Annotated in this window: 23 protein-coding genes; 10 read left to right on the forward strand and 13 right to left on the reverse strand. The window is 72.3% G+C overall.

Translation table 11 applies throughout. The features are described 5' to 3' along the window. Positions 1-188 precede the first annotated feature (188 nt). From C229_RS34130 to C229_RS0108205, 7 genes are all read left to right on the forward strand, one after another. The gene (locus C229_RS34130; RefSeq protein ID WP_026313564.1) at positions 189-1,457 is read left to right on the forward strand and encodes a DUF6801 domain-containing protein; all 1,269 of its coding nucleotides are present in this window, start codon (positions 189-191) and stop codon (positions 1,455-1,457) included. Positions 1,458-2,458: 1,001 nt separating this feature from the next. Next, positions 2,459-3,823, forward strand: coding sequence for a DUF6801 domain-containing protein (locus tag C229_RS0108180; RefSeq protein WP_155884649.1), 1,365 nt, complete (start codon positions 2,459-2,461; stop codon positions 3,821-3,823). Between the two features lie 130 nt (positions 3,824-3,953). Beyond that, complete coding sequence (locus tag C229_RS0108185; protein ID WP_018654586.1) at positions 3,954-5,390, forward strand: fibronectin type III domain-containing protein; 1,437 nt, start codon at positions 3,954-3,956, stop codon at positions 5,388-5,390. A 14-nt stretch (positions 5,391-5,404) separates the two neighbouring features. Further along, positions 5,405-6,628, forward strand: a complete 1,224-nt coding sequence (locus C229_RS0108190; protein WP_018654587.1) for a lipase family protein — start codon at positions 5,405-5,407, stop codon at positions 6,626-6,628. 10 nt (positions 6,629-6,638) lie between these two features. Continuing rightward, positions 6,639-7,169, forward strand: coding sequence for a hypothetical protein (locus C229_RS0108195; protein ID WP_018654588.1), 531 nt, complete (start codon positions 6,639-6,641; stop codon positions 7,167-7,169). A gap of 230 nt (positions 7,170-7,399) precedes the next feature. Beyond that, a complete protein-coding gene (locus C229_RS0108200) occupies positions 7,400-8,632 on the forward strand; it encodes a PucR family transcriptional regulator (protein WP_018654589.1) in 1,233 nt (410 codons plus the stop codon). A 195-nt stretch (positions 8,633-8,827) separates the two neighbouring features. After that, entirely contained in the window at positions 8,828-9,967 is a 1,140-nt protein-coding gene (locus tag C229_RS0108205) for a helix-turn-helix domain-containing protein (RefSeq protein ID WP_018654590.1), read from the forward strand. A gap of 46 nt (positions 9,968-10,013) precedes the next feature. Here the strand turns inward: C229_RS0108205 and C229_RS0108210 are convergent, their stop codons facing one another. Genes C229_RS0108210 through C229_RS0108220 form a run of 3 tightly spaced genes read right to left on the reverse strand, consistent with a single transcriptional unit; the run spans position 10,014 to position 11,536 of the window. Continuing rightward, the gene (locus tag C229_RS0108210; RefSeq protein ID WP_026313567.1) at positions 10,014-10,469 is read right to left on the reverse strand and encodes a type II toxin-antitoxin system VapC family toxin; all 456 of its coding nucleotides are present in this window, start codon (positions 10,467-10,469) and stop codon (positions 10,014-10,016) included. Further along, positions 10,459-10,728, reverse strand: a complete 270-nt coding sequence (locus tag C229_RS0108215) for a type II toxin-antitoxin system prevent-host-death family antitoxin (protein ID WP_018654592.1) — start codon at positions 10,726-10,728, stop codon at positions 10,459-10,461. Before C229_RS0108215 ends, C229_RS0108210 begins: the two co-directional genes overlap by 11 nt. A gap of 52 nt (positions 10,729-10,780) precedes the next feature. Next, positions 10,781-11,536, reverse strand: coding sequence for a TetR/AcrR family transcriptional regulator (locus C229_RS0108220; RefSeq protein ID WP_018654593.1), 756 nt, complete (start codon positions 11,534-11,536; stop codon positions 10,781-10,783). Positions 11,537-11,793: 257 nt separating this feature from the next. Here C229_RS0108220 and C229_RS0108225 point away from each other — a divergent pair, with 257 nt between their 5' ends. Next, entirely contained in the window at positions 11,794-13,401 is a 1,608-nt protein-coding gene (locus C229_RS0108225; RefSeq protein WP_081639809.1) for an AMP-binding protein, read from the forward strand. On the opposite strand, the gene C229_RS0108230 is transcribed toward C229_RS0108225, so the two are convergent. Further along, positions 13,398-13,784, reverse strand: coding sequence for an ATP-binding protein (locus C229_RS0108230; protein ID WP_240487125.1), 387 nt, complete (start codon positions 13,782-13,784; stop codon positions 13,398-13,400). The genes C229_RS0108225 and C229_RS0108230 overlap by 4 nt on opposite strands. A 449-nt stretch (positions 13,785-14,233) precedes the next feature. Here C229_RS0108230 and C229_RS0108235 point away from each other — a divergent pair, with 449 nt between their 5' ends. Further along, the gene (locus tag C229_RS0108235) at positions 14,234-15,298 is read left to right on the forward strand and encodes a DMT family protein (protein ID WP_026313569.1); all 1,065 of its coding nucleotides are present in this window, start codon (positions 14,234-14,236) and stop codon (positions 15,296-15,298) included. 63 nt (positions 15,299-15,361) lie between these two features. Here the strand turns inward: C229_RS0108235 and C229_RS0108240 are convergent, their stop codons facing one another. The 5 genes from C229_RS0108240 to C229_RS0108260 are packed head-to-tail and all read right to left on the reverse strand — an operon-like array spanning position 15,362 to position 20,189. After that, positions 15,362-16,627 (reverse strand): ABC transporter substrate-binding protein, encoded by a 1,266-nt coding sequence (locus tag C229_RS0108240; protein WP_018654597.1) that lies wholly within the window; start codon positions 16,625-16,627, stop codon positions 15,362-15,364. Next, positions 16,624-17,739 carry a branched-chain amino acid ABC transporter permease gene (locus C229_RS0108245; RefSeq protein WP_018654598.1) on the reverse strand — a complete coding sequence of 372 codons (1,116 nt, stop codon included), beginning with the start codon at positions 17,737-17,739 and terminating at the stop codon, positions 16,624-16,626. The genes C229_RS0108240 and C229_RS0108245 overlap by 4 nt, the downstream gene beginning before the upstream one ends. Then, complete coding sequence (locus C229_RS0108250; protein ID WP_018654599.1) at positions 17,732-18,622, reverse strand: branched-chain amino acid ABC transporter permease; 891 nt, start codon at positions 18,620-18,622, stop codon at positions 17,732-17,734. The genes C229_RS0108245 and C229_RS0108250 overlap by 8 nt, the downstream gene beginning before the upstream one ends. Then, positions 18,619-19,455, reverse strand: a complete 837-nt coding sequence (locus C229_RS0108255; RefSeq protein ID WP_018654600.1) for an ABC transporter ATP-binding protein — start codon at positions 19,453-19,455, stop codon at positions 18,619-18,621. Before C229_RS0108255 ends, C229_RS0108250 begins: the two co-directional genes overlap by 4 nt. Continuing rightward, positions 19,452-20,189 carry an ABC transporter ATP-binding protein gene (locus tag C229_RS0108260; protein WP_018654601.1) on the reverse strand — a complete coding sequence of 246 codons (738 nt, stop codon included), beginning with the start codon at positions 20,187-20,189 and terminating at the stop codon, positions 19,452-19,454. The genes C229_RS0108255 and C229_RS0108260 overlap by 4 nt, the downstream gene beginning before the upstream one ends. Before the next feature lie 204 nt (positions 20,190-20,393). Between C229_RS0108260 and C229_RS0108265 the strand changes: the two genes are divergently transcribed. Continuing rightward, positions 20,394-21,587, forward strand: coding sequence for a PucR family transcriptional regulator (locus C229_RS0108265; protein ID WP_018654602.1), 1,194 nt, complete (start codon positions 20,394-20,396; stop codon positions 21,585-21,587). Here C229_RS0108265 and C229_RS0108270 read toward each other — a convergent pair. From C229_RS0108270 to C229_RS0108285, 4 genes are all read right to left on the reverse strand, one after another. After that, positions 21,584-22,420 (reverse strand): undecaprenyl-diphosphate phosphatase, encoded by an 837-nt coding sequence (locus C229_RS0108270; RefSeq protein ID WP_018654603.1) that lies wholly within the window; start codon positions 22,418-22,420, stop codon positions 21,584-21,586. The genes C229_RS0108265 and C229_RS0108270 overlap by 4 nt on opposite strands. Before the next feature lie 144 nt (positions 22,421-22,564). Beyond that, the gene (locus tag C229_RS0108275; RefSeq protein ID WP_018654604.1) at positions 22,565-23,143 is read right to left on the reverse strand and encodes an HD domain-containing protein; all 579 of its coding nucleotides are present in this window, start codon (positions 23,141-23,143) and stop codon (positions 22,565-22,567) included. Between the two features lie 83 nt (positions 23,144-23,226). Continuing rightward, the gene (locus tag C229_RS0108280; RefSeq protein ID WP_018654605.1) at positions 23,227-23,748 is read right to left on the reverse strand and encodes a hypothetical protein; all 522 of its coding nucleotides are present in this window, start codon (positions 23,746-23,748) and stop codon (positions 23,227-23,229) included. Between the two features lie 73 nt (positions 23,749-23,821). Beyond that, on the reverse strand, positions 23,822-24,694 hold the full coding sequence (locus C229_RS0108285) for a dienelactone hydrolase family protein (protein WP_018654606.1): 873 nt from the start codon (positions 24,692-24,694) through the stop codon (positions 23,822-23,824). Positions 24,695-24,736 lie beyond the last annotated feature (42 nt).

Consider the following 24,736-nt stretch of genomic DNA (forward strand, 5'->3'; position numbering starts at 1 on the left):
GCGGCGCTTCGGACGACCCCGAACGAGGAGTTTCCGGCCGGCGATCCGCCGGTCGTTTCCCCGCTCGTTCCAAGCATCCAGCGGCCACCCACAGGTCCGGGTCTCCCCCCAGCCTGGCGCCGAGGAGGATGCACCGTTTTCTTGCATGCGAGAGGTAGCGAGTGAACGCGAAGAAGAAGACCGCGAGGGTGAGGACCACCTTCGCGACGGCGGCCGCCGCCACGCTGGCCGCCGGTCTCGTTGGCGCGGTCTCCACCGGGACCGCGCACGCGGACCCCGTGGAACTGAAGCTGAACTACACCTGTGTGTACCCGCTCATCGGGGCGCAGGACCTGGCCGTCCACATCAAGTCGGACATCCCCAAGTCGGTCGAAGTCAACAAGCCGATCCCCCAGATCAACATCACGGCGATCTCGACGATCAACGAGGACACCTGGGGCGGCCTGAGCCTGATCGGCGCGTCCACCCTGGAGGGCTCGGCCAAGGCCGAGTCCGCGGTGGAAGCGCCGCAGGGACGCGTGCCGGTGCAGGTGCCGGTGAAGCTGGAGAAGACGAAGGTCCCGGCCGAGATGGCGGCGTTCACGATCACGGGCACCGGTTCGGCGCCCTCGATCCGCTTCAACAAGACGGGTCCCGCCAAGGTCACCGTCGGCAACCTGACGCTGAACATCACGCCGCGTGACGACACCGGTGCCGAGATCGAGGTCCCGGACGAGGACGACGGCGCGATCTCGATGAAGGCCGTCAAGTGCACCCTCAAGCCCGGACAGAACACCGTCCTGGCCAACGTCAACATCGTCGACGGCGGCGGGACGCAGTCGCCGACGCCGTCGCCGTCGCCGTCGGACACCCCGACGCCGACGCCCACCCCCACGCCCACCCCCACGCCGACGCCGTCGGACACCCCGACGCCGACGCCCACGCCGACCAACCCCGGTGGTGGCGTCGACTACGGCTTCACGCTGAAGGGCTCGACGTTCGTCAAGGCCCCGAACGGCACCGCGCCGCTCTCGGGCACGATCGACGCCAACCTCAAGCTCCAGACCGGCGAGTTCACCGGCGACCTGGTGCTGAACCCCACCCAGGGTGACTTCAAGATCCTGGGCTTCCTGCCGGTCAAGGCCGACATCGCGCTGGTGCCGCAGGGCAAGGTGACGGGCACGCTGAAGAACGGCAACCTCGTCGCCAACACCAAGATCATCACGAAGCTGCCGGTCTTCCTGCTCTTCGGGGCCATCCCGATCGGCGGCGGCGACCAGTGCCAGACCGAGAAGCCCTCCGACATCACGCTGAAGTCGGTGGAGAACTTCAACCCGCTCAAGGGTGGTCTGCTCAAGGCCGAGTACGAGCTGTCCAACATCAAGGACTGCAACATCCTCAACCCGATCCTGTCGGTCTTCACCGCGGGCAAGGGCAACACCATCGACATGAACCTGACGCCGAAGCCCAAGGGCTGAACCGCCCCTGACGCTTCCCGTTCCGGGACGTGACCGTCCGGCCCCCGTCGCCTCGTGCGGCGGGGGCCGTTCGCGTTCTCGCGGCCCGGCCCGGCGCTCCGGACCGGTAGGCGTCACGCGCCGGTCTCGGGCACGTGGCGGCCTCTGGCGAGGCGTAGGCCGGTCATCCCGCCCGTCGTCCCCCACACGTCCCCTGCGCCCCGTGCGCGCTCTCGTCCGTGCTCTGGCCGCGCCGACCGTGCCCGTGCCGCCTCCGCGCGGCACAGCGCGCGGCCGGGCCTGTCAAGGCGCGGAATCGGCGCATTTCCGCACGCGGACGGGGTCCGAGGCGTCCCGCGCCGGCGGCGGGGGGCGTCAAGTGCCGAGCGTGGCCGTTCGCGGACGCACGGTGCCGCACACCGCGCGGGGCACCCGCCCGGTGCCGCTGCTCACGGCGCGTTGCGCGGCCCGCGCGGGCCCGTCGAGGGCGGCCGGGGTGTCCCGAGCCGGTCGTCCCGCGTGCTCCGGCCCCGACAAAATCGAAGCGTTTTTTGGCACTCGAACGCGAAGAATTGAACGCCGGTCGAGTTGCGATGGTCACTGTGACCTGCCGGTCGTTCGCGCCTCCCGATAGCGGCAGTGGCCTGTGTCACTCACTACTTATGAAATTTCCCAGCTCTCCGGAGAAGGTGTGGACCCGTTCGCCGGGCGCTGGATAGTTTGCGCCAACGAAGGAACACCGACGGAGGAGCCGCAGTCGTACGGGAATTCCGAACGGCGAACGGCTACCGGACGCCCCGCAGGTTGGCCTTCCGCTCGGCCGCGGTTCCCGCACCGAGTGCTCCCGCCCCGCCAACGTCCATCGGCTGCCTGGAGGTGAACCTGGCGCCGGCGAGACACCCGTTTCTTCGCAACGCGAGAGGTAGCGAGTGAACCCCAAGAAGAAGTCCGTGAGGGTCAGGACCACCCTGGCGTCCGTGGCCGCCGCTTCGATCGCCGCGGCCGGCGTGAGCTTCGCCGGCATGGGTTCCGCGTCCGCGGACCCGGTCGAGCTGAAGCTGAACTACACCTGTGTGTACCCGCTCATCGGGTCGCAGGACCTGGCTGTCCACATCAAGTCGGACATCCCCAAGAAGGTCGAAGTCAACAAGCCGATCCCGAAGATCGACATCACGGCGATCTCGACGATCAACGAGGACACCTGGGGTGGCCTCAGCCTGATCGGCGCGGCGACCCTGGAGGGTTCCGCCAAGGCGGAGTCCGCCGTGGAGGCCCCGCAGGGACGCGTCCCGGTGCAGGTCCCGGTGAAGCTGGAGAAGACGAACGTCCCCACCGAGATGGAGGCGTTCACGATCACGGGCACCGGTTCGGCGCCCTCGATCCGCTTCAACAAGCCCGGCCCGGCCAAGGTCACCGTCGGCAACCTGGTGCTGAACATCACGCCGCGTGACGACACCGGCGCCGAGATCGAAGTGCCGGACGAGGACGACGGCGCGATCTCGATGAAGGCCGTCAAGTGCACCCTCAAGCCCGGACAGAACACCGTCCTGGCCAACACCGAGATCGTCAGCGGCCCGGTCGACCCGGACCCGACCGGTGAGCCGTCGCCGGACCCCACGGGCGAGCCGTCGCCGGACCCGTCGCCGGACCCCACGGGCGAGCCGTCGCCGGACCCGTCGCCCGACCCCACGGGCGAGCCGTCGCCGGACCCCACGGGCGAGCCGTCGCCGGACCCCTCCCCGGACCCCACGGGCGAGCCCTCGCCGGACCCCTCCCCGGACCCGACCGGTGAGCCGTCGCCCGACCCCACGGGCGAGCCGTCGCCGGACCCGACCGGTGAGCCCTCGCCGGACCCGACCAACCCCCCCGGTGGCGTTGACTACGGCTTCACCATCAAGGGCTCGACCTTCGTGAAGGCGCCGAACGGCAAGGCTCCCCTCGACGGCGAGATCGACGCCAACCTCAAGCTCCAGACCGGCGAGTTCACCGGTGACCTGAAGCTCAACCCCACCAAGGGTGACTTCAAGATCCTCGGCTTCCTCCCGGTCACGGCCGGCATCAAGCTGGAGCCGCAGGGCAAGGTCACGGGCTCGCTGAAGAGCGGCAACCTCGTCGCGAACACCAAGGTGCTCGTGAAGCTGCCGACCTTCCAGCTCTTCGGCGCCATCCCCCTGGGTGGCGGCGAGAACTGCCAGACGGCCAAGCCGTCCGACATCACCCTGAAGTCCGAGGGCAACTTCCAGCCGCTCAAGGGCGGGAAGCTCAAGGGCGAGTACGAGCTGTCCGAGATCAAGGACTGCAACCTGCTCACCCCGATCCTCTCGATCTTCACGCAGGGCAAGGGCAACACCCTCGACCTGGACCTGACGCCGAAGGCCAAGGGCTGACGCTCTCCTGACGCACCGGTTCTCCGGTCGTGAACACTGATCGGCCCCCGCCTCCGGGCGGGGGCCGATCTCCCTGAACCCCCCGGACCGCCCGTCCATCCCGCGCCCCCTTCGGTGACGAGAGGTAACTGTGAGAGTCGAGAACCCGCCGCGCCGGTTCCGGACCGCCGCGGCCGTCACGGCCGCCGCCGCCCTCGGCGTCGCCGGTGTCGTGGCCGCACCCCCGGCCGCCGCCGATCCCGTGTCGCTGACGCTGAAGTACCAGTGCCAGTTCCCGCTGCTCGGCGCGCAGCCCCTCACCGTCAAGATCGACTCCGACGTGCCGAAGCGCGCCAAGGTGGGCGAGTCGATGCCCGCGATCAACGTGGAGACCCTGTCGACGGTCGGCGAGAAGTCCGCGCAGGGCCTGCGCGAGGTCGGCTCCAAGACCCTTGAGGGCACCGCGCACGCGTCCGTCACCGTCGTCGCGCCGCAGGGCAACGTCCCGGTGCGCGTGCCCGCGACCCTCGCCAAGAAGGAGCTGCCCGCCTCGGGCGGCTTCGAGATCAGCGCCCCCGGCAAGACGCCGCCCATCCGGTTCAGCAAGCCCGGCCAGGCGAAGATCAACCTCGGCGGGCTCGTGCTGACGCTGACGCCGCGCCTCGCCGACGGCACCCCGACCGGCCTGGAGACCTTCGAGTCCGAGTGCACCCTGGACGAGGGCCAGAACGTCACGCTCGCCACCGTCGAGGTCTACGAGGACGGCAACGGCGGCGAGGACAAGGTGCCGCCGTCCGTCCCGTCCGGCGTGACCGCCAAGGCCACCACCACGACCGCGTCCCTGAGCTGGACCGCCTCCACCGACGAGGGGTCCGGCGTCGCGGGCTACGAGGTCCTGGACTCGTCCGGCAACGTCGTCGCCACCTCCACCGCGCCGAACGCGACCGTCGGCGAACTCACCGCCGACACCGAGTACGCGTTCCGCGTCCGCGCCAAGGACAAGGCCGGCAACGTCTCGCAGCCCAGCGCGCCCGTCACCGTGCGCACCGAGAAGTACCCCCCGGACCACCCCGAGGGGTCGTTCGCCATCAAGGGCTCGACGTCCGTCAAGGCCGCCAACGGCACGGCGCCGCTCGTCGGCGCGATCGACGTGGGCCTCCAGTCCGCCGGTGAGTTCTCCGGCACGCTCGTCCTCAACCCGACGCAGGGCGACTTCAAGGTGCTCGGCTTCCTGCCGGTGCGGGCCGGGATCGTCCTGGAACCGCAGGGCAAGGTCACCGGCACGATCGAGGGCGGCAAGGTCGTCGCGAACACCACGGTGCAGACGAAGCTGCCCACGTTCCAGCTCTTCGGCGCGATCCCGCTCGGCGGCGGCGCCAACTGCCGCACGGAGAAGCCTTCCGCGATCAAGCTGACCTCCCAGGGCGCCTTCACGTTCGAGAAGGGCGGCAAGCTCACCGGCGAGTACGAGCTGTCCGGCCTCAAGGACTGCGACCTGCTGACGCCGCTGCTCAGCGCCTTCACCGCCGGCGCGGGCAACACCCTCGACCTGGACCTCACCCCCCAGCCCCGGCCGCAGGGCCAGTGAAGGAGCCACGACCGATGAACGGCTCATCCCTGGCGGCCCGCTGCCGCCGCCTCGCCGCCCTCGCGGTCGGCGCCGTCCTGGTCGGCGCGTCGCTGAACGGCGTCGCGTCCGCCGCCCCCGACGACCCCGCCCCCGCCGGTGACGCGTTCTACGTGCCGCCGTCCCCGCTGCCCGAGGGCAAGCCCGGCGACGTCATCCGCTGGCGCCCGTCCAAGGCGGGCCCGCCGGCCGCGCGCAGCCTCGCCGACGCCTGGCAGGTCATGTACCTGTCGACGGACGCGCTCGGCAAGCGCAACGCCGTCACCGGCAGCGTCCTGGTTCCCAAGGGCGCCGACCCGGCCAAGGCCCCCGTCATCGGGTTCGGTCCCGGTACGAGCGGTCCCGCGTTCCGGTGCGCGCCGTCCAAGTTCCTCGACCAGGGCGCCTTCTACGAGCAGTCCGCCGTCAACGGGATGCTGAAGGCCGGTTACGCCGTCGCGATGACCGACTACGAGGGCTACAAGCCCGAGGTCAAGACGACGTACATGACCGGCAAGGCCATGGGCCCCGCGCTCATCGACGGCGTCCGCGCCGCGCAGCGGCTGCCCGCCGCCAAGCTGAACGCCGAGTCGCCGGTCTTCTTCCGCGGCTACTCCCAGGGCGGCGGCGCCGCCATGTGGGCCGGGCAGCTCCAGGCCGAGTACGCGCCCGAGCTGAAGCTCACGGCCGTCGTCGCGGGCGGCGTCCCGTCCGACCTGACCAAGGTCGCGCTGCCGCTCAACGGCCGTCGCGGCTTCGGGTTCCTCGCCTACGCGCTCATCGGCCTGGACAACGCCTACGCCGACCTCAAGCTCGACCAGTACTTCACCGAGGCCGGTCGCAAGGCGTTCACGGACATGCCGAAGGACACCTGCACGCTGGAGATCCTCACCGAGTGGGCGGGCAAGCGCACCGCCGACTACCTGACCAAGTCCCCGTTCCTCGACGCGCCGTGGCTCGCCCGGGTCGCCGAGAACAAGCTGGGCTCGCTGCCGCCCAAGGTGCCGGTGTTCCAGTACCACGGCACCAAGGACGACATCGTCGCCTACGGCCAGGCGTCCGAGCTGCGGACCGCCTACTGCGCGGCCAAGGTGAACGTCACCTGGAAGACCTACGAGGTCGACCACATCACCGGAGTCGGCCGTGGCAACGCCGACGCCCTCGCCTACATCGCCGCCCGGCTCGCCGGCGAGAACCCCACCCCCAACTGCGAAGCCTAAGGAGAACACCATGCGGCGTCTGATCATCGGCGCGGTTCTGACCGCCGCCGTCGGCACCGGCCTCACCGGCTGCGGTGGCGATGACGAGCCCAAGCAGTCCCCCCAGGTCGCCTGGGCCGACAAGGTCTGCACCTCGATCGGCATCAACGGGCAGAAGCTCGCCCTGCCGGCCGTCGATGCCGACACCCAGAAGTACAAGGCGAACATCGAACTGTTCCTCGACCAGGTCGGCAAGCGGCTGGAGACGATGGAGACCGGGCTGAAGAGCGCCGGTGCCCCGCCCGTCGACGGCGCGCAGCCCACCGTGGACAAGGCGCTCGCCAAGCTCACCGAGACCCGCGAGTCGCTGGGCAAGGCGCGGGAGGAGCTGAAGAAGGCCGACGTCAACGACAAGGCCGAGCTGTCCAAGGAACTGAGCAAGCTGTCGAAGGTCATGGTCCCCGCGGCGACCTACCAGGGTCCGCGCGAAGACCTGCGGGCCGACCCGAAGCTGACTCAGGCGTTCGACACGGCCCCGGCGTGCAAGGCGTCGACGTCGTGATCCTCGCGAAGACGTCCTGACGCGGTTCGTCCGCCGCGTCAGGGCACCGGGCACCCGTCCGTCCCCATCTCCCGGGGGCGGGCGGGTGTTCTCGCGTTTGTCACCCCGACACCGGTTTTGTCACTCGCCTGTCCAGGTCGGTCCCGAAGGTCTTACCCCGCACACAACCGCCCAGAGCGCCGATGCGCCACGCTGAACACGGTAATCAGCCGCCTTCGGGGGAGTGATCAGTGACCGCACTCGACTGCCGTCCGTTCGAGGCCATCCCCGGCTGGGTGGGGACACGGCTGCGGCCCGCCATCGAGGACGCCGCCGACGAACTGCTCCGCGAACTCGTCGGTGACGGCGACGGCGAGGGCGTCGTCCCGCCGCCGAGCGACGGGCCGCGCCGGATGCGGCTGCGGGCCGGGATCGTCGCCGGCATGGCGCACTTCTGCGACCTGCTGGAGAACCCCGACACCGGCTGGGGGCGCGTCGCCGCGTTCTACCGTGCCGTCGGGCGGCAGCTCGCCCGCGACGGCCGCGACCTCGCCGAGTCGCACCAGGTGCTGCGCCGGTCGGCGCTGGCGGCCTGGCGGGGGCTGGCGAGCCTCACCGACATCCTCGACCACGACCATGACCACGTGCTGCTCGTCGTCGAGGCCCAGTTCGCCTACCTGGACGCCGTCACGGCCGAGATCGCCGAGGGGTACCGGGCCGAGCACGGCGTCGCCGCGCGCGACGCGCGGATGCGGCGGGCGCGGCTGCTGGCGCTGCTGCTCGGGGAGCCGCCGGGCGAACGCGACCGGATCGCGTCGCTGGCCGAGCAGGCGCGCTGGCCGCTGCCGCGCACGGTCGCGGCCGTCGCGGTCGCCGTCCGGCCGACGCCCGCCGCGCGGGACGCGGCCGCGCGGCCGGTGCTGCCCGTCCCCGCCGAGGTGCTCGCCGACCTCGGGATGGCCGAGCCGCACCTGCTCGTCCCCGACCCGGACCTGCCCGAGCGGGCGGGGCTGCTGGAGCCGCTGCTGGGGGACTGGATCGTCGCGGTGGGGCCGACGGTGCCGCTGGCGCGGGCCCGCGAGTCGCTGCGCTGGGCGCGGGACACGCTGACGCTGGCGCGGCGCGGCGCGCTCGGCGGCAACGGGCTGATCCGCAGCGCCGACCATCTGCCGTCGCTCGTGGTGTTCCGCGCCGGGGAGCTGATCGACGACGCGGCGTCCACCCGGCTCGCGCCGCTGGACGGCCTGGCGCCCGCGCAGCGGGACCGGCTCACCGAGACGTTGCAGGCGCTGCTGGAGCACAACTTCAACGCGGCGCGGGCGTCGCGGCGGCTGCGCGTGCACCCGCAGACGGTGCGGTACCGCCTGCGGCAGCTTGAGGACCTGTTCGGCGATGACCTGCGCGATCCGCGTCGGTGCCTGGAGATGGAGCTGATCCTGCACGCCCGGTATGCGACGGCCCCTGTAGGACACGGCGTCTCATAAGGGGTTCGGCTCTCCGTTTTGGGGGCGGGGGCGCGGCTCAGCGTTGAGCTGGCACTTCTCCGGCACGTTGGCATCCAGAGGTGAATTCGACGGGCGAAGGCTGTGCCCGGCTGACAACCGTGTTCCGGACGCCTGCTGCATCCTAGTGGGACTCGACGTGTCACATCGGTCCCCACCGTGCAGGAGAGTCGGTCGATGCCCCACCCCGTGCTCGACGTCCGTCCGTTCGAGGCCATCCCCCGCGACCTCATCCGCCGCATCCGCCCCTTCGTCGCCGCGGCGGCCGACGACCCCCTCGACTCCGCCGCCCGCGCCACCCTGCTCGCCGCGCTGCGCCGGTTCTACGACCTCGTCGAGGACCCCGGCAGCGCCTGGCCCGAGATCGCCCGCGCCTACCGCGCCGAGGGCCGCGACCTCGCCGTCCGCGGCGCCGACCCCGAGGAGACGCACCGCGCGCTGCGCCGCGCGGCGCAGACCGTCTGGCGGACGCTGATCGCGCTGGCCGACACCCTCGACGTCGACCGGGTGACGCTCGGCCGCATCGCCGAGGCGCAGTTCGGCTACATGGACGCGGTCGCCGCCGAGATCGCCGCCGGATACGAGGAGGAGTCCGCGCACGGCGCCGAGGGGCTGCGGCGCCGCCGGGCGCGGCTGTCGAGCGTGCTGCTCGGGGGCGGCGACGCGGCCGCGATCGCCGACGCGGCGGCCGACGCCGGGTGGACGTTGCCCCGCACCCTCGCCGCCGTCGTCCTGCACCCCCGGCGCGACCGGGGCGTCCACCCGCCGACGCTGCCGCCGGACGTCCTGGTCGACCTCGTCCGCCGCGAACCGTGCCTGCTGCTGCCCGACCCGGACGGGCCCGGACGCGGCCGCGTGCTGGAGGCGCTGCTGGGGGACTGGATCGTCGTGGCGGGGCCCACGCTGCCGCCGGACCAGGCGCCGGAGTCGCTGCGCTGGGCGCGTCAGGGCCTCGAACTGGCCCGCCGCGGCCGGCTGCCCGCCTCGGACGTGGTGCGCTGCATGGACCACGTCCCGACCCTGGTCATCTTTGGCGCCGAGACCCTCATCCACCACGCGGCCGACGCCCGCCTGGCCCCGCTCCACCACCTGTCCGAGGCCCAGGCCGAACGCCTCTCGGAGACCCTGCTGTCGCTCCTGGAGTGCAACTTCAACGCCACCGAGGCGTCGGCCCGCCTGCACGTCCACCCGCAGACCGTCCGCTACCGCCTCCGCCACCTGGAAGAACTCTTCGGCGAATCCCTCCGCGACCCGGACCACTCCCTGGAACTGGAAATGATCCTCCACGCCCGCCACGCCCCCACCCCGACCCGCTGACGGGCCGACGCTACCGGCGCCGCCGTCCCCGGCCTCCCGGTGTCCGCTACGAGGCGATGTCGGGTCGGGTGACGGGGACGATGGTGAGCAGGTCGTCCAGGCCCCGGAAATCCTGCGGGTTGGTGGTGTAGAGGGGCAGCCCCTCGGCGATGGCGACAGAGGCGATCATCAGGTCGGCGATCGGGCGCCGTGGCTTACGCCCCGCCGCGACCACCGCCGCGCACACCCGGCCGTAGATCCGGGCGGCCTCGACGTCGAACGGGATGGGGTCGAACTCGTTCTCGGCCCGCTGGAGCACGTCCAGGCGCCGCGCCCGTTCGACATGCTCGTCGTAGACGGCCTGGTCCTCGTTGCGCCGGACCTCGTGCGGACCGGCCGACAGCTCGGCGAGCGTGATCGCGCTGATGGCCATCTCGTCGGGCAGTTCCGCCGGGTCGATCCAGCTACGCAGGATCATGATGTTGGTGTCGAGGAGCCCTTGCGCGTGTGGTTCAGCGCTCATAGGGGTCGCCCGCGTCGTGGTCGGCGACCGCGTCCTGGTCGGCCCGGAACGCGTCCAGGGCGATGGCGGGGGCGTTGGCGGACATGGCCGCGAACTCCGTGCGCGGAACGAACCGGCGACGCCGCCGCAGGGGGACCAGCGCACCGATCTCGCGGCCGTCGCGCGTGACGGTGAACGCCTGTCCGCGTTCGACCGCGTCCATGATCTCCTTGGACCGGCTGCGCAGGTCCCGCTGGGTGACCTCGGGCTGAGCGCTCATAGCGCCCATGATAGACCGGGTGTGCCATGCGGTGCTACACCGTGCCACCGGCTCAGGAGGGGGCGGCGAGGAGGGCTGCCAGGTGGATGACGGTGCGGCGGTCGAAGGTGGTGGTGATGGCCTGGATGAGGGCGGCCAGGGGGGAGTCGGGGGGTTCGGTGCCCAAGAGCCAGGTGACGCGGTCGGCGCACAGGGGGTCCAGGGGGGAGGCCGCGACGAGCTGGGTCATGAACTGGGCGGCCAGGGTCGTTTCGATGTGGCGGCGGGGCGGGGTGCGGGTGGCGAGCCACTGGACGCCGGCCGACTCGACGCTCGCGATCCACGCGCGGACGGTCAGTTCCAGCAGCGGGCTCGGGTCGGTGACGTCCAGGGTGCGGTAGGTCAGCGCGCAGATGCGGTCGCGGACGGCGCGGGCGGCGGCCAGCGCGCCGTCGGGCGCGCGGGTGTCGCTGATGCCGAGAATGCCCGCGTAGCCGCCCGCGTACTGCTCCACGAAGTCGAAGTACAGGGTCAGCCGAGCCATGAGCAGCGCGGACGGGGTGTCGCCCGTGGCGCGTTCCAGGCGGTCCGTCAGGTCGCGGCCGACGCGGTCGGCGACCGCCGCGTACAGCTCGTTCTTGCCGTCGAAGTACCGGTAGACCGAGGACCGGGACGTCCCGGCGGCCGCCGCGACGTCGTCGATGGAGACGTCGGGTTCGGGCCGGTGGCCGAAGACCTCGACGCCCGCGGCGATGATCTCCTCACGGCGGCGGGACGACGGCAGGCGCCGGAACGCGCGGCCTGGGGGGTCGGAGTCGTCGTCGGCCATGGCGGCCATCCTAACGGCGGGCAAGATCAGCGCTTTGTCGCCGGGCGCGCAATTGCCGGGAAAGGGTGCTGCCGACGTGAACAATAGTCTGTCGGCTACACGTCCGGCCGGGCGTACTTGTCAGCACATTGACAAAATCGCCAGATAACACCTGGTCCGGCGGCGAAGATACGCCACCTCCCGTTCGCCTAGCGTCTAGGGGCGGACCCGGGACGGCCGGGCCGCTGGCTCCTGGGCGGACGGCGGTGAACGGCAACATGAGCGGATCGGACATGGGCGACCGGACGAGGTCGGCGGCGCGGGTGGGCGGGATGTTCGCGCGCAGCGGGCTGTGGAAGCCGGGCCCGCCGCGCCGCGTCGTCCGCCAGCTCGGCGCGCTCAAGCGCTGGGGCACCACCGTCGGCGGGTCCTTCGTGTCCGCCGCCGCCCGCGACCCCGAGCGCGTCGCCGTCCTCGACGATGACGGCGCCATCACCTTCGGTGAGCTGGACGCCCGCTCCGACCGCCTCGCCGTCGCCCTCGGCCGCTTCGGTGAGCCGCCCCGGCTGGCCCTGCTGTGCCGCAACCACCGCGGCTTCATCGAGGTGCTCGTCGGCGCGAGCAAGCGCGGCGCCGACGTCGTCCTGCTCAACACCGGCATGAGCACCGAGCAGCTCGTCGACGTCGTCAAGCAGCAGAACGTCGACGTCGTCGTCGCCGACCACGAGTTCGCCGACTTCCTCGCCGCCCTGCCCGAGGGCGTGCACACGCTGACGGCCGGCGGCCCCGACCCGAGCCTGGACGCGCTCATCGAGTCCACGCCCGACGCCGTCATCGAGCCGCCCGCCAAGTCCGGCCGGACGATCATGCTCAGCTCCGGCACGACGGGCACCCCCAAGGGCGCCGACCGGCACTCCAAGCCCGGCCTGAGCCCGCTCGCGTCGATCCTGTCCCGGATTCCGCTGCGCGTGCACGACACGGTGTTCATCGAGGCGCCGCTGTTCCACACGTGGGGTTACGCGATGCTCCAGATCGCGATCTCGCTGCGCACGACGATCGTGCTGCGCCGCCGCTTCGACCCGGAGGAGACGCTGCGCGGCCTTCAGGAGAGCAAGGCGACGGCGCTGGTCGTCGTGCCGGTGATGCTGCGCCGCGTCCTGGACCTGCCCGCCAAGACGATCGACGCCTACGACACCTCGGCGCTGCGCATCGTCGCGGCGAGCGGGTCGGCGCTGCCCGGCGCGCTGTCCACCGAGTTCATGGACCGGTTCGGGGACGTCCTCTACAACCTGTACGGGTCGACGGAGGCGTCCTGGGTGACGATCGCGAACCCCGAGGACCTGCGCGCCGTCCCCGGCACCGCCGGACGGGCGCCGTCCGGCACCCGCGTCGCGATCCTCGACTCGGAGGGCAACCCCGTCCCGCCCGGGAAGACGGGCCGCATCTTCGCCGCCAACGAGCTGCTGTTCGCGGGCTACACCAGCGGCGCGACCAAGGAGATGCACGACGGCATGATGAGCCTGGGCGACCTCGGTCACATGGACGCGGCCGGGCGCCTCACCGTCGACGGCCGCGACGACGACATGATCGTGTCGGGCGGCGAGAACATCTTCCCGAGCGCGGTGGAGGAGGTCGTCCTCAAGCTGCCGCAGGTGTCGGAGGCCGTCGTCGTCGGTGTGCCCGACGAGCAGTTCGGCCAGCGCCTCGCCGCCTACATCGTCCTGGCCCCGGACGCCGGCGCGCTCACCGCCGACGACGTCAAGGACCATGTCCGCGAGCACGTCGCGCGCTTCGCGGTGCCCCGCGACGTCCACTTCCGCGACGAGCTGCCCCGCAACGCCACCGGCAAGGTGCTGCGGCGGGTGCTCGCCGAGCCGGACGCCTAGAGTTCCAGGGCGAACCAGAGGGTCGTGCCGGCGGAGTCGTACTCCAGGCCCCAGGCGGTCGCGAGGGCGTCGATGACCATGAGGCCGCGGCCGTGGTCGATGCGGGTCTGCCCGTCCTCCTCGCTCTCGGCGGGGCCGCGGTCGCGCACCTCGACGCGCAGGGACGCGCCGTCGCCGAGGACGTCCACGTCGATCGGGCCGGAGCCGTGCAGGACGGCGTTGGCGACGGCCTCGGCGCTCATCAGTTCGAGGTCGTCGAGGGCGTCGTCGTCGGCGATGACCTTGGCGGCGCGGTCGCGGACGGCGCGGCGCGCCTGCTGGCCCGCGATCCGCTCGCCGGGGAAGGTCAGCCGGTCGCCGATGCGCTCCATGGGCGCGGTCATGGCCGGGGGCCCGGCGCGCCGGCGGGCGGACGGCCGGGTCGGGCGGGCGCGGACGTCGCGCGGGCGCGGGCGGACGGACCGAGTGTCACTGGATCACCACTCTGCGGGATAGGGAACGCGTTGCAATCATTCACCTACGGTGCGTCATCGGCAACGCGCTGCGCATATTGATCTTGATTTTTCGGGGACGGGTGCGCCGTCGGTGGAGGCACACCGGCGGACGAGGACCCACCGCAACGTTACTACCCTCCCGCCTTTCCCTGCCGTGCGGAAACAAAAAACCCCAGTCCCGGATTACTCACCTGGACGCACAGGACGTACTTTTTCTCCGTCATCAGGGTTGATTATTACCGGGGTGGCATATGTCACCATCCGTGCATAAGCCTTTCGTCCGGCTTGCGGGCCGGGCCCCACCTCAAGGCTCATCGAGTCCCACCCCGGGGGTGCCCATGACAGCGCCGGTTCTGGCCTGTACCGCACAGGTGGTCTTCGTCATCGCGTTCGTCCTGTTCAAGTCCGCCGCCGACCAGATGCGACCGCTCGCCGCCCGCCGCCCCCTGGAGACCATCGCCCGCGTCGCGGGCAACGGCCGCTGGGTGTTCGGGCTGCTCATCCTCGTGGCCGGGTTCGTGATGGCCGACCTCGCCCTGCTCACCCTGCCCATCGCCAGCGCGCTGCCCGCGTACGCGGGAAGTCTCATCGTTCTGCTCGTCCTCGGATATGTCCGGTTCGGTGAACGGCTCACGCCACGGGAATGGTTCGCGATGATCGTCGTCGTCGCGGCGATGGCGACCTCGGCCCTCTCGGTCGTCCTGGCGCCCGGGCCGCTGCTCGGCGGCGTCGAGCGGCCGGACGTGCCGCCCGTCCCGCCGCTGTGGGCGGTCGCGGTCGTGCTGGTGCCGTCGCTGGTGCTGCCGTGGTGGATGTTCTCGCTGCGCGACCGCGTCGCCGCCGGGCGGCACGCCCGCGCCCTCACCGGCATCGCCCACGGCATCGGCGCGGGCGCGCTGCTCGGCACCGCCGAGACGTTCGGGCTCGGCATGGCGCTGCTGCTGGAGGACGGCCACACCGAACTGTGGGCGACCCCGTACCCGTGGGTGTTCCTGCTCGCCGGGGTGCTCGGGATCGGGCTGCTGTCGATCGGGCTCCAGCGGTGCCGGCTGACGGTGCTCGTCACCGTCCTCACCGTCACCGCGAAGGCGCACCTGCTGATCTCCTCGACGCTGCTGCTCGGCGAGCCCTGGCCGGACGACCTCGCGGTCACGCTGCTGCGCGGCGGGAGCGTCGTGCTCGCCGCGCTCGCCGTGCTGGCCTTCCCCCGGCACCAGCGCCGCCGTGCGGCGGCGGCCGAGCGCGAGCCCGCCGCCGAGCCGGAGCCGCCGACGCCGGGACGCCGCCGCGTCGTGTCCTTCTCCCCGCCGCAGGTCGACCCGAAGCCGACCGACCAGCCGTCCCGCGACTCCGGCCCCTACGTGGGCCGCCGCCGCCGCGACGGAACGCGCGTCGTCTCCTAGCGCGCGTCCGGCGACACCCGGTCGCGCCCGAGGAGGGCGGGCGCGACCGGGGCGGGGGACGGGTCAGCCGGCGGGCGGGTCGTACGACTTCGCCTCGGGCGACTCGAACGACGCGACCTCGACCTTGGTGCCGCCCAGCACGTTCTTGTCCGGGCGGCTGATGTAGGTCGCCCGCGCGGCGGCCTTGGTCCACTGCGTGTAGTCCTCCTTGGGCAGGCCGAGCCCGAGGTCCACGGTCGTCCCGTCGCGGTGGGCGTTGACGATGCCCTCGCGGGTCAGGTCCTTCTTCGCGCAGGCCCGCTTCAGCGCCTCGCCGATGACGGCGGCGGTGCTGTAGCCGGACACGACGGACAGGTCGAGCGGCTCGCCCTTGTAGGCCGCCTGGTAGTCGGCGGCGAGCTTCTTCAGCCCGGGGACGTCGGCGCTGATCGGCGGCGACGCCTGGGCGATGTAGTACGACGCCTCGAACGCGGGCCCGGCCGGGGTCGCCAGGAGCTGCTGCGCGAACGCCGAGTTCGACCCGACCATCGGCACCTTCAGCCCGGACGCCGCCGCGACGCCGACGAGCGAGGCGGCCTGGCGGGGCGCGACGCTGACGAGGATCGCCTTGACGTTCGCCCGGCGGAACGCGGCGACCTGGGCGGTCATGTCCGCGTCGGTGGGCTTGACCTGCTGCTCGGCGACCTTGAGCCCGCCCTTCTCGGCCGCGTACTTCACGCCCGCGAGCGCGCTCTGCCCGTAGTCGCCCTCCAGCCGCAGGTGCCCGATCGTGTCGCCGGACTTCACGCCCTGCTTGTCGCGCAGGAACGAGATCGCGTTGATCATGTCGATGTCGTACGTCGTGCCGGTGACCTGCACGTACTTGCTGCCGAGCAGCGTGTGCGCCCACGCCTGCGGGATCGTCAGGAGCTTGTCGTTCTCGATCCGCGAGCGCAGCGCCATCGTGATCGGCGACCCGATGAGCTGCGGGATCGCCGCCGACTTCGGCGCCATCTCGCTGTAGGCGGCCAGCGCCTTCTGCACGTCGTAGCCGTGGTCGCGGACGACCAGCTCGACGTCGCGTCCGCAGACGCCGCCCTGCTTGTTGAGCCCGTCGAAGTACAGCTTCTGCGCCTGCGTGACGCCCTTGCCGAGCGCCGCGTAGACGCCGGTCAGGTCGGTCAGCGCGGTGACGGTGATCTTGTCGTCGGTGACGCCGGGGCCGGTCTTGACGTCGCCGTCGCCGCCGCCCTCGGACGCCTTGCCGCTACAGGCGGCGGCGGCGAGGACGAGCGACATCGTGACGGCGGCGACGGCCGCGGCGCGACCGCGCCGGAAGGTGGTGTTCATGCGGTGGACTCCTCGCGACTGGGGTTGGAGGCGGGGGGATTCGGGGTGGTGCCCGGGCGGCGGCGCCGCAGCCGGGAGGTGAGCCGGGACAGGCCGCCGGCCAGCCCGGTGGGAAGGAACAGCAGGACGGCGACGAACACGACGCCGTAGATGATGCGCGCCGCCTCGGCCGGGGAGGGCCCGGCCGAGCCGGACGCGGCGACGAACGGGATGCCGTCGGCGTAGCGGGTGAGCAGCGGCTGGAGCATCGAGACGAACACGGCCCCGAGGACGGCGCCGCCGACCGTGCCGAGCCCGCCGATGACGATCATCGCCAGGTAGTCGAGCGACAGCGCGAGCCCGAACGTGTCCGGGACCGTCCGCCGGTAGATCAGCGCGAACAGCACACCGGCGAGGCCCGCGTACATCGACGACAGCACGAACGCGGCCGCCCGCGTCCGCGCCACCGGGACGCCGAGCGCGCCCGCGGCGATCTCGTGGTCGCGGATCGTGTTGAGCGCCCGGCCGGGCCGCGACGCCAGCACGCCCCGCGCGAACCACGCGGCGCCCGCCAGCAGCACCAGGCCGAGGAACCAGAGCTTCTCCAGCCCGTTGAACGGGATGCCGAGCACCAGGACGGGCTCGGGGGAGTCGGCGAACTCCAGCCCGAACACGTTGAGCGGCGGGACGTCGCGTCCGTTGGCGCCGCCCGTCACGCCCTCGGCGCGGAACAGCACGTGCTGGCCGAGGAACACCAGCGCCAGCGTCGCGATGCCGAGCGACGCGCCGCGCAGCCGCCCGGCCAGCGGCGCGAACAGCCCACCGACCAGGCCCGCGAGCAGCACCGCGAGGACGGCGGCGAGCAGCGTGGGCAGGCCGAGCCCGGTGAGTTCGATCCCGGCCGTGCGCTCGTCGCCGCCCGCGAGCCAGATGTAGCCGTAGGCGCCGAGGGCGAGGAAGAACGCGTGGCCGAGGGAGAGCTGCCCGGCGGCGCCGGTCAGCACGTTGAGGCCGATCGCGCCGATGGCGGCGCTCATCGCGAACAGGCCCGACTGGAGCCAGAACGCGTCGAGATAGAACGGCGGCAGGACGAGCAGGACGGCCGCGCCGACCCACAGCAGTTTCCTAGACACGGGCGGCCTCCCGGGTGCCGAAAAGCCCGGCCGGACGGACCAGCAGGACCACGATCATCACCAGGTAGGGCGCGACGTCGGCGAAGCCGTGGCTGAACAGCCCGATGTCGCCCTGGTAGCCGATGACGGCCGCCTCGGTGATGCCGATGAGCAGGCCGCCGACGAGCGCGCCGGTGGTGGAGTCGATGCCGCCGAGGACCGCCGCGGGCAGCGCCTTCAGCGCCGCGAACGACACCGTCCGGTCCAGGCCGGGCGTCGGGAACACGCACAGGAACACGGCGGCGAGCACCGCGAACACGCCCGCGACCGCCCACGCCCCCGCCGACACGCGGCCGAGCCGGACGCCCATCAGCGCCGCCGTCTCCCGCTTCTCGGCGGTGGCGCGCATCGCGACGCCCCACGAGGTGTACTTGAACGCCAGCAGGAACGCGGCGATCGCGACGAACGCGACGACGATCGCCGCGATCCGCGTCTGCGCGATCGTCACGTCCCCGAAGCGGACGACGGCGCTGCCCCACGGGTCCCCGATGGGCAGCACCCGGGTGCCGATGCGGCGCGCCAGCTCGACCGTCAGGACGATGTCCACGCCGATCGTCACGATGCTGAGCACCGAGTGGTCCCTGCCCCGCATCCGCCGCAGCACCAGCATCTCGACGAGCGCGGCGAGCACCGCCGTCGTCGCGATGCCGACGAGCAGCGCCAGCCAGAAGCCGATGTCGTCGTGGAGTTCCGCGACCGCGTAGCCGCCGGCGAGCAGCAGCGACGGATGCGCGAAGTTGATCACTTCGGTCGCCTTGAAGATGATGACGAAGCCGAGCGCGATCAACGCGTAGACGGCACCGCTCGATATGCCGTTCACGAGGACTTCGATCAGCCCGCTCATGGGTTCTCTCCCTGGCCCTGCGCGGGCGTGTCGTTCGTGCGCGGCGCGGCGGCCGGGTCCTCCTCGGCGGACTTGCCGAGGTAGGCGCGGATCACGTCCGGATGGCGCCGCACCTCGGCGGGCGTGCCGGTGGTGAGGCGGCGGCCGAAGTCGAGCACGGTCACCTCGTCCGCGAGCCGCCCGACCAGGGCCATGTCGTGCTCGACCAGCACGATCGACAGGTCCATCACCTCGCGGACGCGGCCGATCGTCTCGACCATCGCGCGCCGCTCGCCGCCGTTCATCCCGGCGACGGGCTCGTCCAGCAGCAGCAGCCGGGGCTCCAGGCACAGCGCCCGCGCCAGCTCGACGCGCTTGCGGACGCCGTAGGGGAGCAGCCCGACCGGCAGCGGCAGGTGCTCGGTGATGCCGACGTACTCGGCCACCTCGCGCACCTTGTCGGCCTGCGCGCGCTCCTCCCGGCGGGCCGACGGCAGGTGCAGCCCGGCCGTCACGAACCCGGTCCTGGTCAGCCGGTGGCGGCCGAGCTGGAGGTTCGCGGCGGTCGTCAGGTAGTCCGACAGCGCGAGGTTCTGGAACGTCCGCGCCACGCCCAGCGAGGCGATCTTGTGCGGCGGCAGCTTCGTCAGCTCGGCGTCACCGAACGTCACGCTGCCCTCGGTCGCCCGGTAGACGCCCGACAGCACGTTGAAGCACGTGGACTTGCCCGCGCCGTTGGGGCCGATCACCGCGTGCAGCGTCTTCGGGGCGACGGTGAACGACACGTCGTCCAGCGCGGTGATCCCGGCGAAGCGGACCGTCAGCCCGCGCACCGCCAGTTCCGGGACGCTCATGAGACCCCCAGGTAGCGGTCGCGGACGTCCTGCGACTCGGCCAGCTCGGCGGACGCGCCGTCCAGCGCGACCTTGCCGATCTCCAGCACGTACGCGTGCTGCGACAGCTCCAGCGCCAGCGCCGCGTTCTGCTCGATGAGCAGCACCGCGATGCCCGCCGCGTTGATCTCGGTGATCGTCGCCGCGATGCGCTCGATGATGATCGGGGCGAGGCCGAGGGACGGCTCGTCCAGCAGCAGCACCTTCGGATCGGCCATCAGCGCGCGGCCGATCGCCAGCATCTGCTGCTCACCGCCCGACAGCAGTCCCGCCCGCTGCTTCTCCCGCTCGGCCAGCACCGGGAACAGCTCCAGGACGCGGCCGTGCGCGTCCGCGACGCGGCGCCGGTCGCGGGCGCCGAGCGCGCCCGCCCGCAGGTTCTCGCCCACGGTCATCCGGCCGAAGATCTGCCGTCCCTCGGGCACCTGCACGACGCCGCGCCCGACGATCTGGTCGGCGCGGCGGCCGCGCAGCGAGTCGCCGTGCAGCTTCACGTCGCCGGACCGGATGGAACCGCCGTAGTAGGGCAGCACACCGGAGATCGCCCGCAGCAGGGTGGACTTCCCGGCGCCGTTGGCGCCGAGCACCGCCACCAGACCGCCGTCCGGCACGGTGAGCGAGACGTCGCGCAGCGCCCGGACGGGGCCGTAGTCGACCGTCAGTCCGGTGACGTCCAGGGCTGGCGGAGCTCGCACGATGCCTCCTCAAGGGGGTGGGGTCGGGGGGCACAGACCAGCACGCTGCGGGAACATCGGTCTAGAGCGGTGTTCTATGACAGGGAGTAAGGGCAACCCGCGGGGCGGCGGATTGTGAAGACTCACAGTCACGTGCGCGCACCTCTGGTTTCGCCGGTGTGATCCCTGGCACTATGAACGGCCACCCCGCCCCGGGAGGCCGCCATGCCCACCGTGACCACGTCCACCGACCGTCAGGGCGCCGAGGTCATGCGCCAGGCCGCCCGCCTTCTCTCGGACCGGCTGCCCCATCTGGCCGACCGGCTCGCCGCCGAGATCGTCACCGGGGAGACGTGGGCGCGTCCCACCGGGATGCGCGACGACCTGTGGAAGCTGTGCCACGTGGGCCTCAGCCACGGCGTCGAGGCGATCCTGTCGCCGAGCCGGGGCCGCACCGACCTGGACTGGGCGGCGCGCCTGGGCCGCCGCCGCGCCGAGCAGGGGCAGCCGCTCGACCAGCTCCTGCGCTCGTACCGGCTGGCCGGGCGGGTGTTCTGGGAGTCGGTCGTCGAGGTCGTCGCGCAGGACGACCCGTCCTACGTGCCGATCCTCGTCCGGCAGGCCACCCGCACCTGGCAGACGATCGAGGAGCAGTCCACCGCCGTCGTCGAGGCGTACCACCGCACCGGCTACGACCTGATGCGGCGCAGCGACGAGCGGCGGCACGCCATCCTGGACGCGCTGCTGGAGGGCCGCGGCGCGGACGGCGACCTGCTCACCACCGCGACCGAGGTGCTCGGGCTGCCCGCCCGGGGCCGGTACGCCGTCGTCATCCTCGGCCAGCAGGACGAGGTGCCGCGCCCGGCGACCGCTGCGGCGCCGCGCTTCCTGTGGCGGCTGCGCGCGGACACCCAGGTCGCGCTGGTCGACCTCGGCTCACTCGAACTGGACGAGGTCGTGGAGGCGCTGCGTCCGCACGTCCGCGCGCACGCCGGGGTGAGCCCGGTCGTGGAGTCGCTGGCCGAGCTGGGCACCGCGCGCTGGCTCGCGGAGGTCGCGCTGCGCACCTGCTGGACCGACGGCGTCGACATCGCCGTCCTGGACCGCCGCCTGCCCGACGCGCTGCTCATCTCGCAGCCGAAACTCGGCGCCCGGCTGGGCCGCGTCCGGCTCGGCCCGCTGCTCCAGGTCGAGGCCGGGTACCGCGACGTCCTGCTCACCACGCTCGCGACGTGGCTCGACTGCGACGGCTCGGCCGCCCGCGCGGCGGCGCTGCTGTACTGCCACCACAACACGGTGCTGAACCGGCTGCGGCGGATCGAGTCGCTGACCGGGTGCGTGCTGGCCCGCCCGCGCGACCTGGTGGAACTCGTCCTGGCGCTGTCGGCGATCCGGCTGCTGGAGGGCGTCGCGCCCTAGGCGGCCAGGGTGCCGGACGCGAGCAGCCCGGCCAGCACGGCGGCGACGACGAGGCGCCACACGATGAACGCCGTGAACGTGTGCCGGGCGACATAGCGGAGCAGCCACGCGATCGACGCGTAGGCGACGATAAACGACACCACCGTGCCGACGACGAGCGCGGCGATCGAGGTGTCGCCGCCCGCCGCGTCCTTCAGCTCGTAGACGCCCGCGCCGGTCAGTGCCGGGATCGACAGGAAGAACGACAGCCGCGTGGCGGCCTGCCGGTCCAGGCCGCGCAGCAGCCCGACGGAGATCGTCGCGCCCGATCGGGAGAAGCCCGGGAACAGCAGCGCGAGGATCTGCGACGACCCGACGAGCATCGTGTCCGTCAGCGTCGCCTGTTCCTCGCCGCGCTGGAGCCGCCCGTACCGTTCGGCCGCCCACATCAGCCCGCTGCCGACGACGAGCGACGCCGCCACCACCCACAGGGACGCCAGCGGCCCCTTGATCAGCGGCTTGGCGAGCAGCCCGACCAGCACGATCGGGATCGTCGCGTAGATGATCCACCACGCGAACCTGTAGTCGCGCGCGTCCCGCGGGCCGCGTCCGGTCACGCCCCGCACCCACGCCGACGCGAGCCGCCAGATGTCCTTGCGGAAGTACACGAGCACCGCCGCGATGGCCCCGACCTGGATCACGGCGGTGAAACCGACCACCGAGTGGTCGTCCACCGGAATCCCCATCAGCCCTTCGGCGATCTTCAGGTGCCCCGTGGACGACACCGGCAGGAACTCCGTCAACCCCTCCACGACCCCCAGGACGACGGCCTGCCAGACATCAATGGTGCTCACGGAACCTCCGCCTCGATCACGAACCCGCCCAGTACAGCGCCCGCACCACCCGAAACAGACCGAAACGCACCCCTGTTGCCCGGCTGTTCACCGACCGGACACACCGGCGATGCCCTGCCCTCCCCGGCTTGACCGCAAGCGGGATCAGCGCTCGTCGTCCACGGCCGCCTTGACCCAGTCGAGGAAGTCCGTCGCGACGGCGGCGTCCGCGAGGCGCAGCGCCGACGCGGTGCGCAGGAGGGCGCGGTTGCTGTCGACCCACGGGCCGGTCGCGGGGTTGCCCTGATGGCCGTATTCGAGGGCCTGGAAGAGGCATTCGAGTTTGTCGGCGTCGCGGGCGCAGAGCGCTTCGGGGCTCTCCCTCGCCTCGTACTCTCCGACGACGCCGCCGATCAGCGCCGCGACGGCGGGCGGGAGACCGCGCGTCTGCCGGGCGGTGACCTCGGTGTTCGGCGCGCGCGTCACATACGGTTTCGCGAGCAGCGGCAGATCGGTGAGGCGCGTTTCCTGCGAGTCGTGGAAAAGGCTGAGCAGCGCCGCCCGCTCGGGACTCGCGCCCTCCATCGCCGCGAGCACGGCGGCGATGACGGCCGCCCGGAACGAATGGTCCGCGATGCTCTCCGGCACCGCCACCCCCGCCACGTGCCACCCGGCCCGCTTGTAGCGCTTCAACAGCCCGAGTTCGTAGATCAACCCGGTCAGCCGCACCGTCTCGTCGCTCATCACCGTCCATATCCGGCCGCGTGTCAGACACGGCCTTGCTCCCGGTCGGACCCGCCCGCGAGGTGCTGCGCGGCTGACACGTCCTAGACCGGGGCGAACGTCTCCAGGGCGAGGGTGCGGCGGAAGTCGTCCAGGACGCGGGCCTGCTGCTCGGCGCGGACGATCAGGGTGTCGAGGCGGTCGCCGTCCAGCCGGGTGTCGCGGGCGGCGAGCGCCCGCAGCGTCTCCCACACGGCGACCTTGTGCGTGACGATGAGCCGCAGCCCCTCCAGCTCCACGACGTCGCTCAGCGGCGCCCGCCCGAGGACGCGGCCGTTCAGCTTGCCCCGGCCCGCCTTCTCCGCCATCCACGCCGCCCACGCCTTGTAGTGCCGCACCGGCAGGCCGAGCGTCTCCATGACGTCGCGCAGGGCGTCGCGGTCGTCGGCGAACTGCTCGGCCACCCGCTCCAGGGCCGCGCCGTACGGGCCGTCCGCCAGCGCGCCCGCCGTCCGCCGCGCCAGCTCCACCCCGCCCACGACCGACGCCAGGTGGTCGTTCAGGTAGATGGCGAGCGGGTCGCCGCCGAGCCCGGCCAGCCCCGACAGTCCGTGCACACCGTCCATGACGCCCTCTCTCCGAACGATCACCCCGTCTGGACGTGCCCGGAACGCGCCGCGATCATGCCCGCCGCGCAGGTCAATCGTGCGGGCAGGTGTCCCGCTGGAACGACACCGCCGGTTCGCGGCGCCCGCTCGGGCACAGGACGCGGTCGTAGCGCCGGTCGCCGTCCACCCACCGCTTCAGCCACGCGATCGTGTACCGCGCGACCGTCGGATGCGGGAGCTTCGGGAAGCCGTGCGTGGCCCCGGCCAGCTCCACGTACGCCTTCTCGGTGCCGCGCGGGATCGCCCGGTAGAACTTCCGGGCGTGCCGGCCGAGCGGCGCGACCGTGTCCTTCTCGGCCGCGAGGATCAGCGTCGGCACCCGCACGCCGGAGAAGTCCGGACCGGCGACGTCCGAGGGCGTCAGCGGGATCGCCGCGCGCAGCCCCGGCCGGGCCTTCGCCGCCTCCAGCGCCCCCGCGCCGCCGAGCGAGTGGCCCATGACCGCGAGGCGCCCCGCGTCCACGTGCGTCGCGACGGGACTCCGCACGGCGAGCTGCTGGAGGGCCGCCTGGAGCTGGGCGCCGCGCGCGGGCGGACGGTCCAGCGGGCGCAGCGCGTCGATCGTGAACACGATGAACCCGTGGGAGGCGAGCCGGGGGCCGTACCAGGACATGCCCGACTGGGGGCCGTTGCGGCCCGGGATGATCGCGACGGCGCCGTACGTCTCGCCTGTCCGCATCTCCGCCGGATGGTAGATCGTCCCACCGCCGTATCCGGCGGCCTCGGCGCGGGGCACCACCGTCCGCGCCGTCGCCAGCGGCCCGCGCGGCGCCTCCAGCAGCGCCCGCGTCGGGTCGGGCCCCCGCTCGTGACGATTCGGGGCAAGCCCGGCGAGACCACCGCCGACCAGCCCGGCGGCCACGGTGAACGCGACCGCCTTGTAACGCGGAGAGTAGGAAACCATCGCGCTCAGTATCGAACACCTGGCACACGCGTCGCACGCCCG

This window comes from Actinomadura flavalba DSM 45200 (genome assembly GCF_000374305.1).
GTDB classification, from domain to species: Bacteria; Actinomycetota; Actinomycetes; order Streptosporangiales; family Streptosporangiaceae; genus Spirillospora; species Spirillospora flavalba.

Excerpts from the sequence above, each read along its gene's own strand:
- C229_RS0108265 (WP_018654602.1), top strand. The coding sequence starts at position 20,394 with ATGCCCACCGTGACCACGTCCACCGACCGTCAGGGCGCCGAGGTCATG.
- C229_RS0108275 (WP_018654604.1), bottom strand. The coding sequence starts at position 23,143 with ATGAGCGACGAGACGGTGCGGCTGACCGGGTTGATCTACGAACTCGGG.
- C229_RS0108280 (WP_018654605.1), bottom strand. The coding sequence starts at position 23,748 with ATGGACGGTGTGCACGGACTGTCGGGGCTGGCCGGGCTCGGCGGCGAC.
- C229_RS0108230 (WP_240487125.1), bottom strand. The coding sequence starts at position 13,784 with ATGACCGCGCCCATGGAGCGCATCGGCGACCGGCTGACCTTCCCCGGC.
- C229_RS0108285 (WP_018654606.1), bottom strand. The coding sequence starts at position 24,694 with ATGGTTTCCTACTCTCCGCGTTACAAGGCGGTCGCGTTCACCGTGGCC.
- C229_RS0108205 (WP_018654590.1), top strand. The coding sequence starts at position 8,828 with ATGCCCCACCCCGTGCTCGACGTCCGTCCGTTCGAGGCCATCCCCCGC.
- C229_RS0108255 (WP_018654600.1), bottom strand. The coding sequence starts at position 19,455 with ATGAGCGTCCCGGAACTGGCGGTGCGCGGGCTGACGGTCCGCTTCGCC.
- C229_RS0108180 (WP_155884649.1), top strand. The coding sequence starts at position 2,459 with ATGGGTTCCGCGTCCGCGGACCCGGTCGAGCTGAAGCTGAACTACACC.
- C229_RS0108220 (WP_018654593.1), bottom strand. The coding sequence starts at position 11,536 with ATGGCCGACGACGACTCCGACCCCCCAGGCCGCGCGTTCCGGCGCCTG.
- C229_RS0108190 (WP_018654587.1), top strand. The coding sequence starts at position 5,405 with ATGAACGGCTCATCCCTGGCGGCCCGCTGCCGCCGCCTCGCCGCCCTC.
- C229_RS0108225 (WP_081639809.1), top strand. The coding sequence starts at position 11,794 with ATGAGCGGATCGGACATGGGCGACCGGACGAGGTCGGCGGCGCGGGTG.
- C229_RS0108215 (WP_018654592.1), bottom strand. The coding sequence starts at position 10,728 with ATGAGCGCTCAGCCCGAGGTCACCCAGCGGGACCTGCGCAGCCGGTCC.
- C229_RS0108195 (WP_018654588.1), top strand. The coding sequence starts at position 6,639 with ATGCGGCGTCTGATCATCGGCGCGGTTCTGACCGCCGCCGTCGGCACC.
- C229_RS0108250 (WP_018654599.1), bottom strand. The coding sequence starts at position 18,622 with ATGAGCGGGCTGATCGAAGTCCTCGTGAACGGCATATCGAGCGGTGCC.
- C229_RS0108210 (WP_026313567.1), bottom strand. The coding sequence starts at position 10,469 with ATGAGCGCTGAACCACACGCGCAAGGGCTCCTCGACACCAACATCATG.
- C229_RS0108240 (WP_018654597.1), bottom strand. The coding sequence starts at position 16,627 with ATGAACACCACCTTCCGGCGCGGTCGCGCCGCGGCCGTCGCCGCCGTC.
- C229_RS0108235 (WP_026313569.1), top strand. The coding sequence starts at position 14,234 with ATGACAGCGCCGGTTCTGGCCTGTACCGCACAGGTGGTCTTCGTCATC.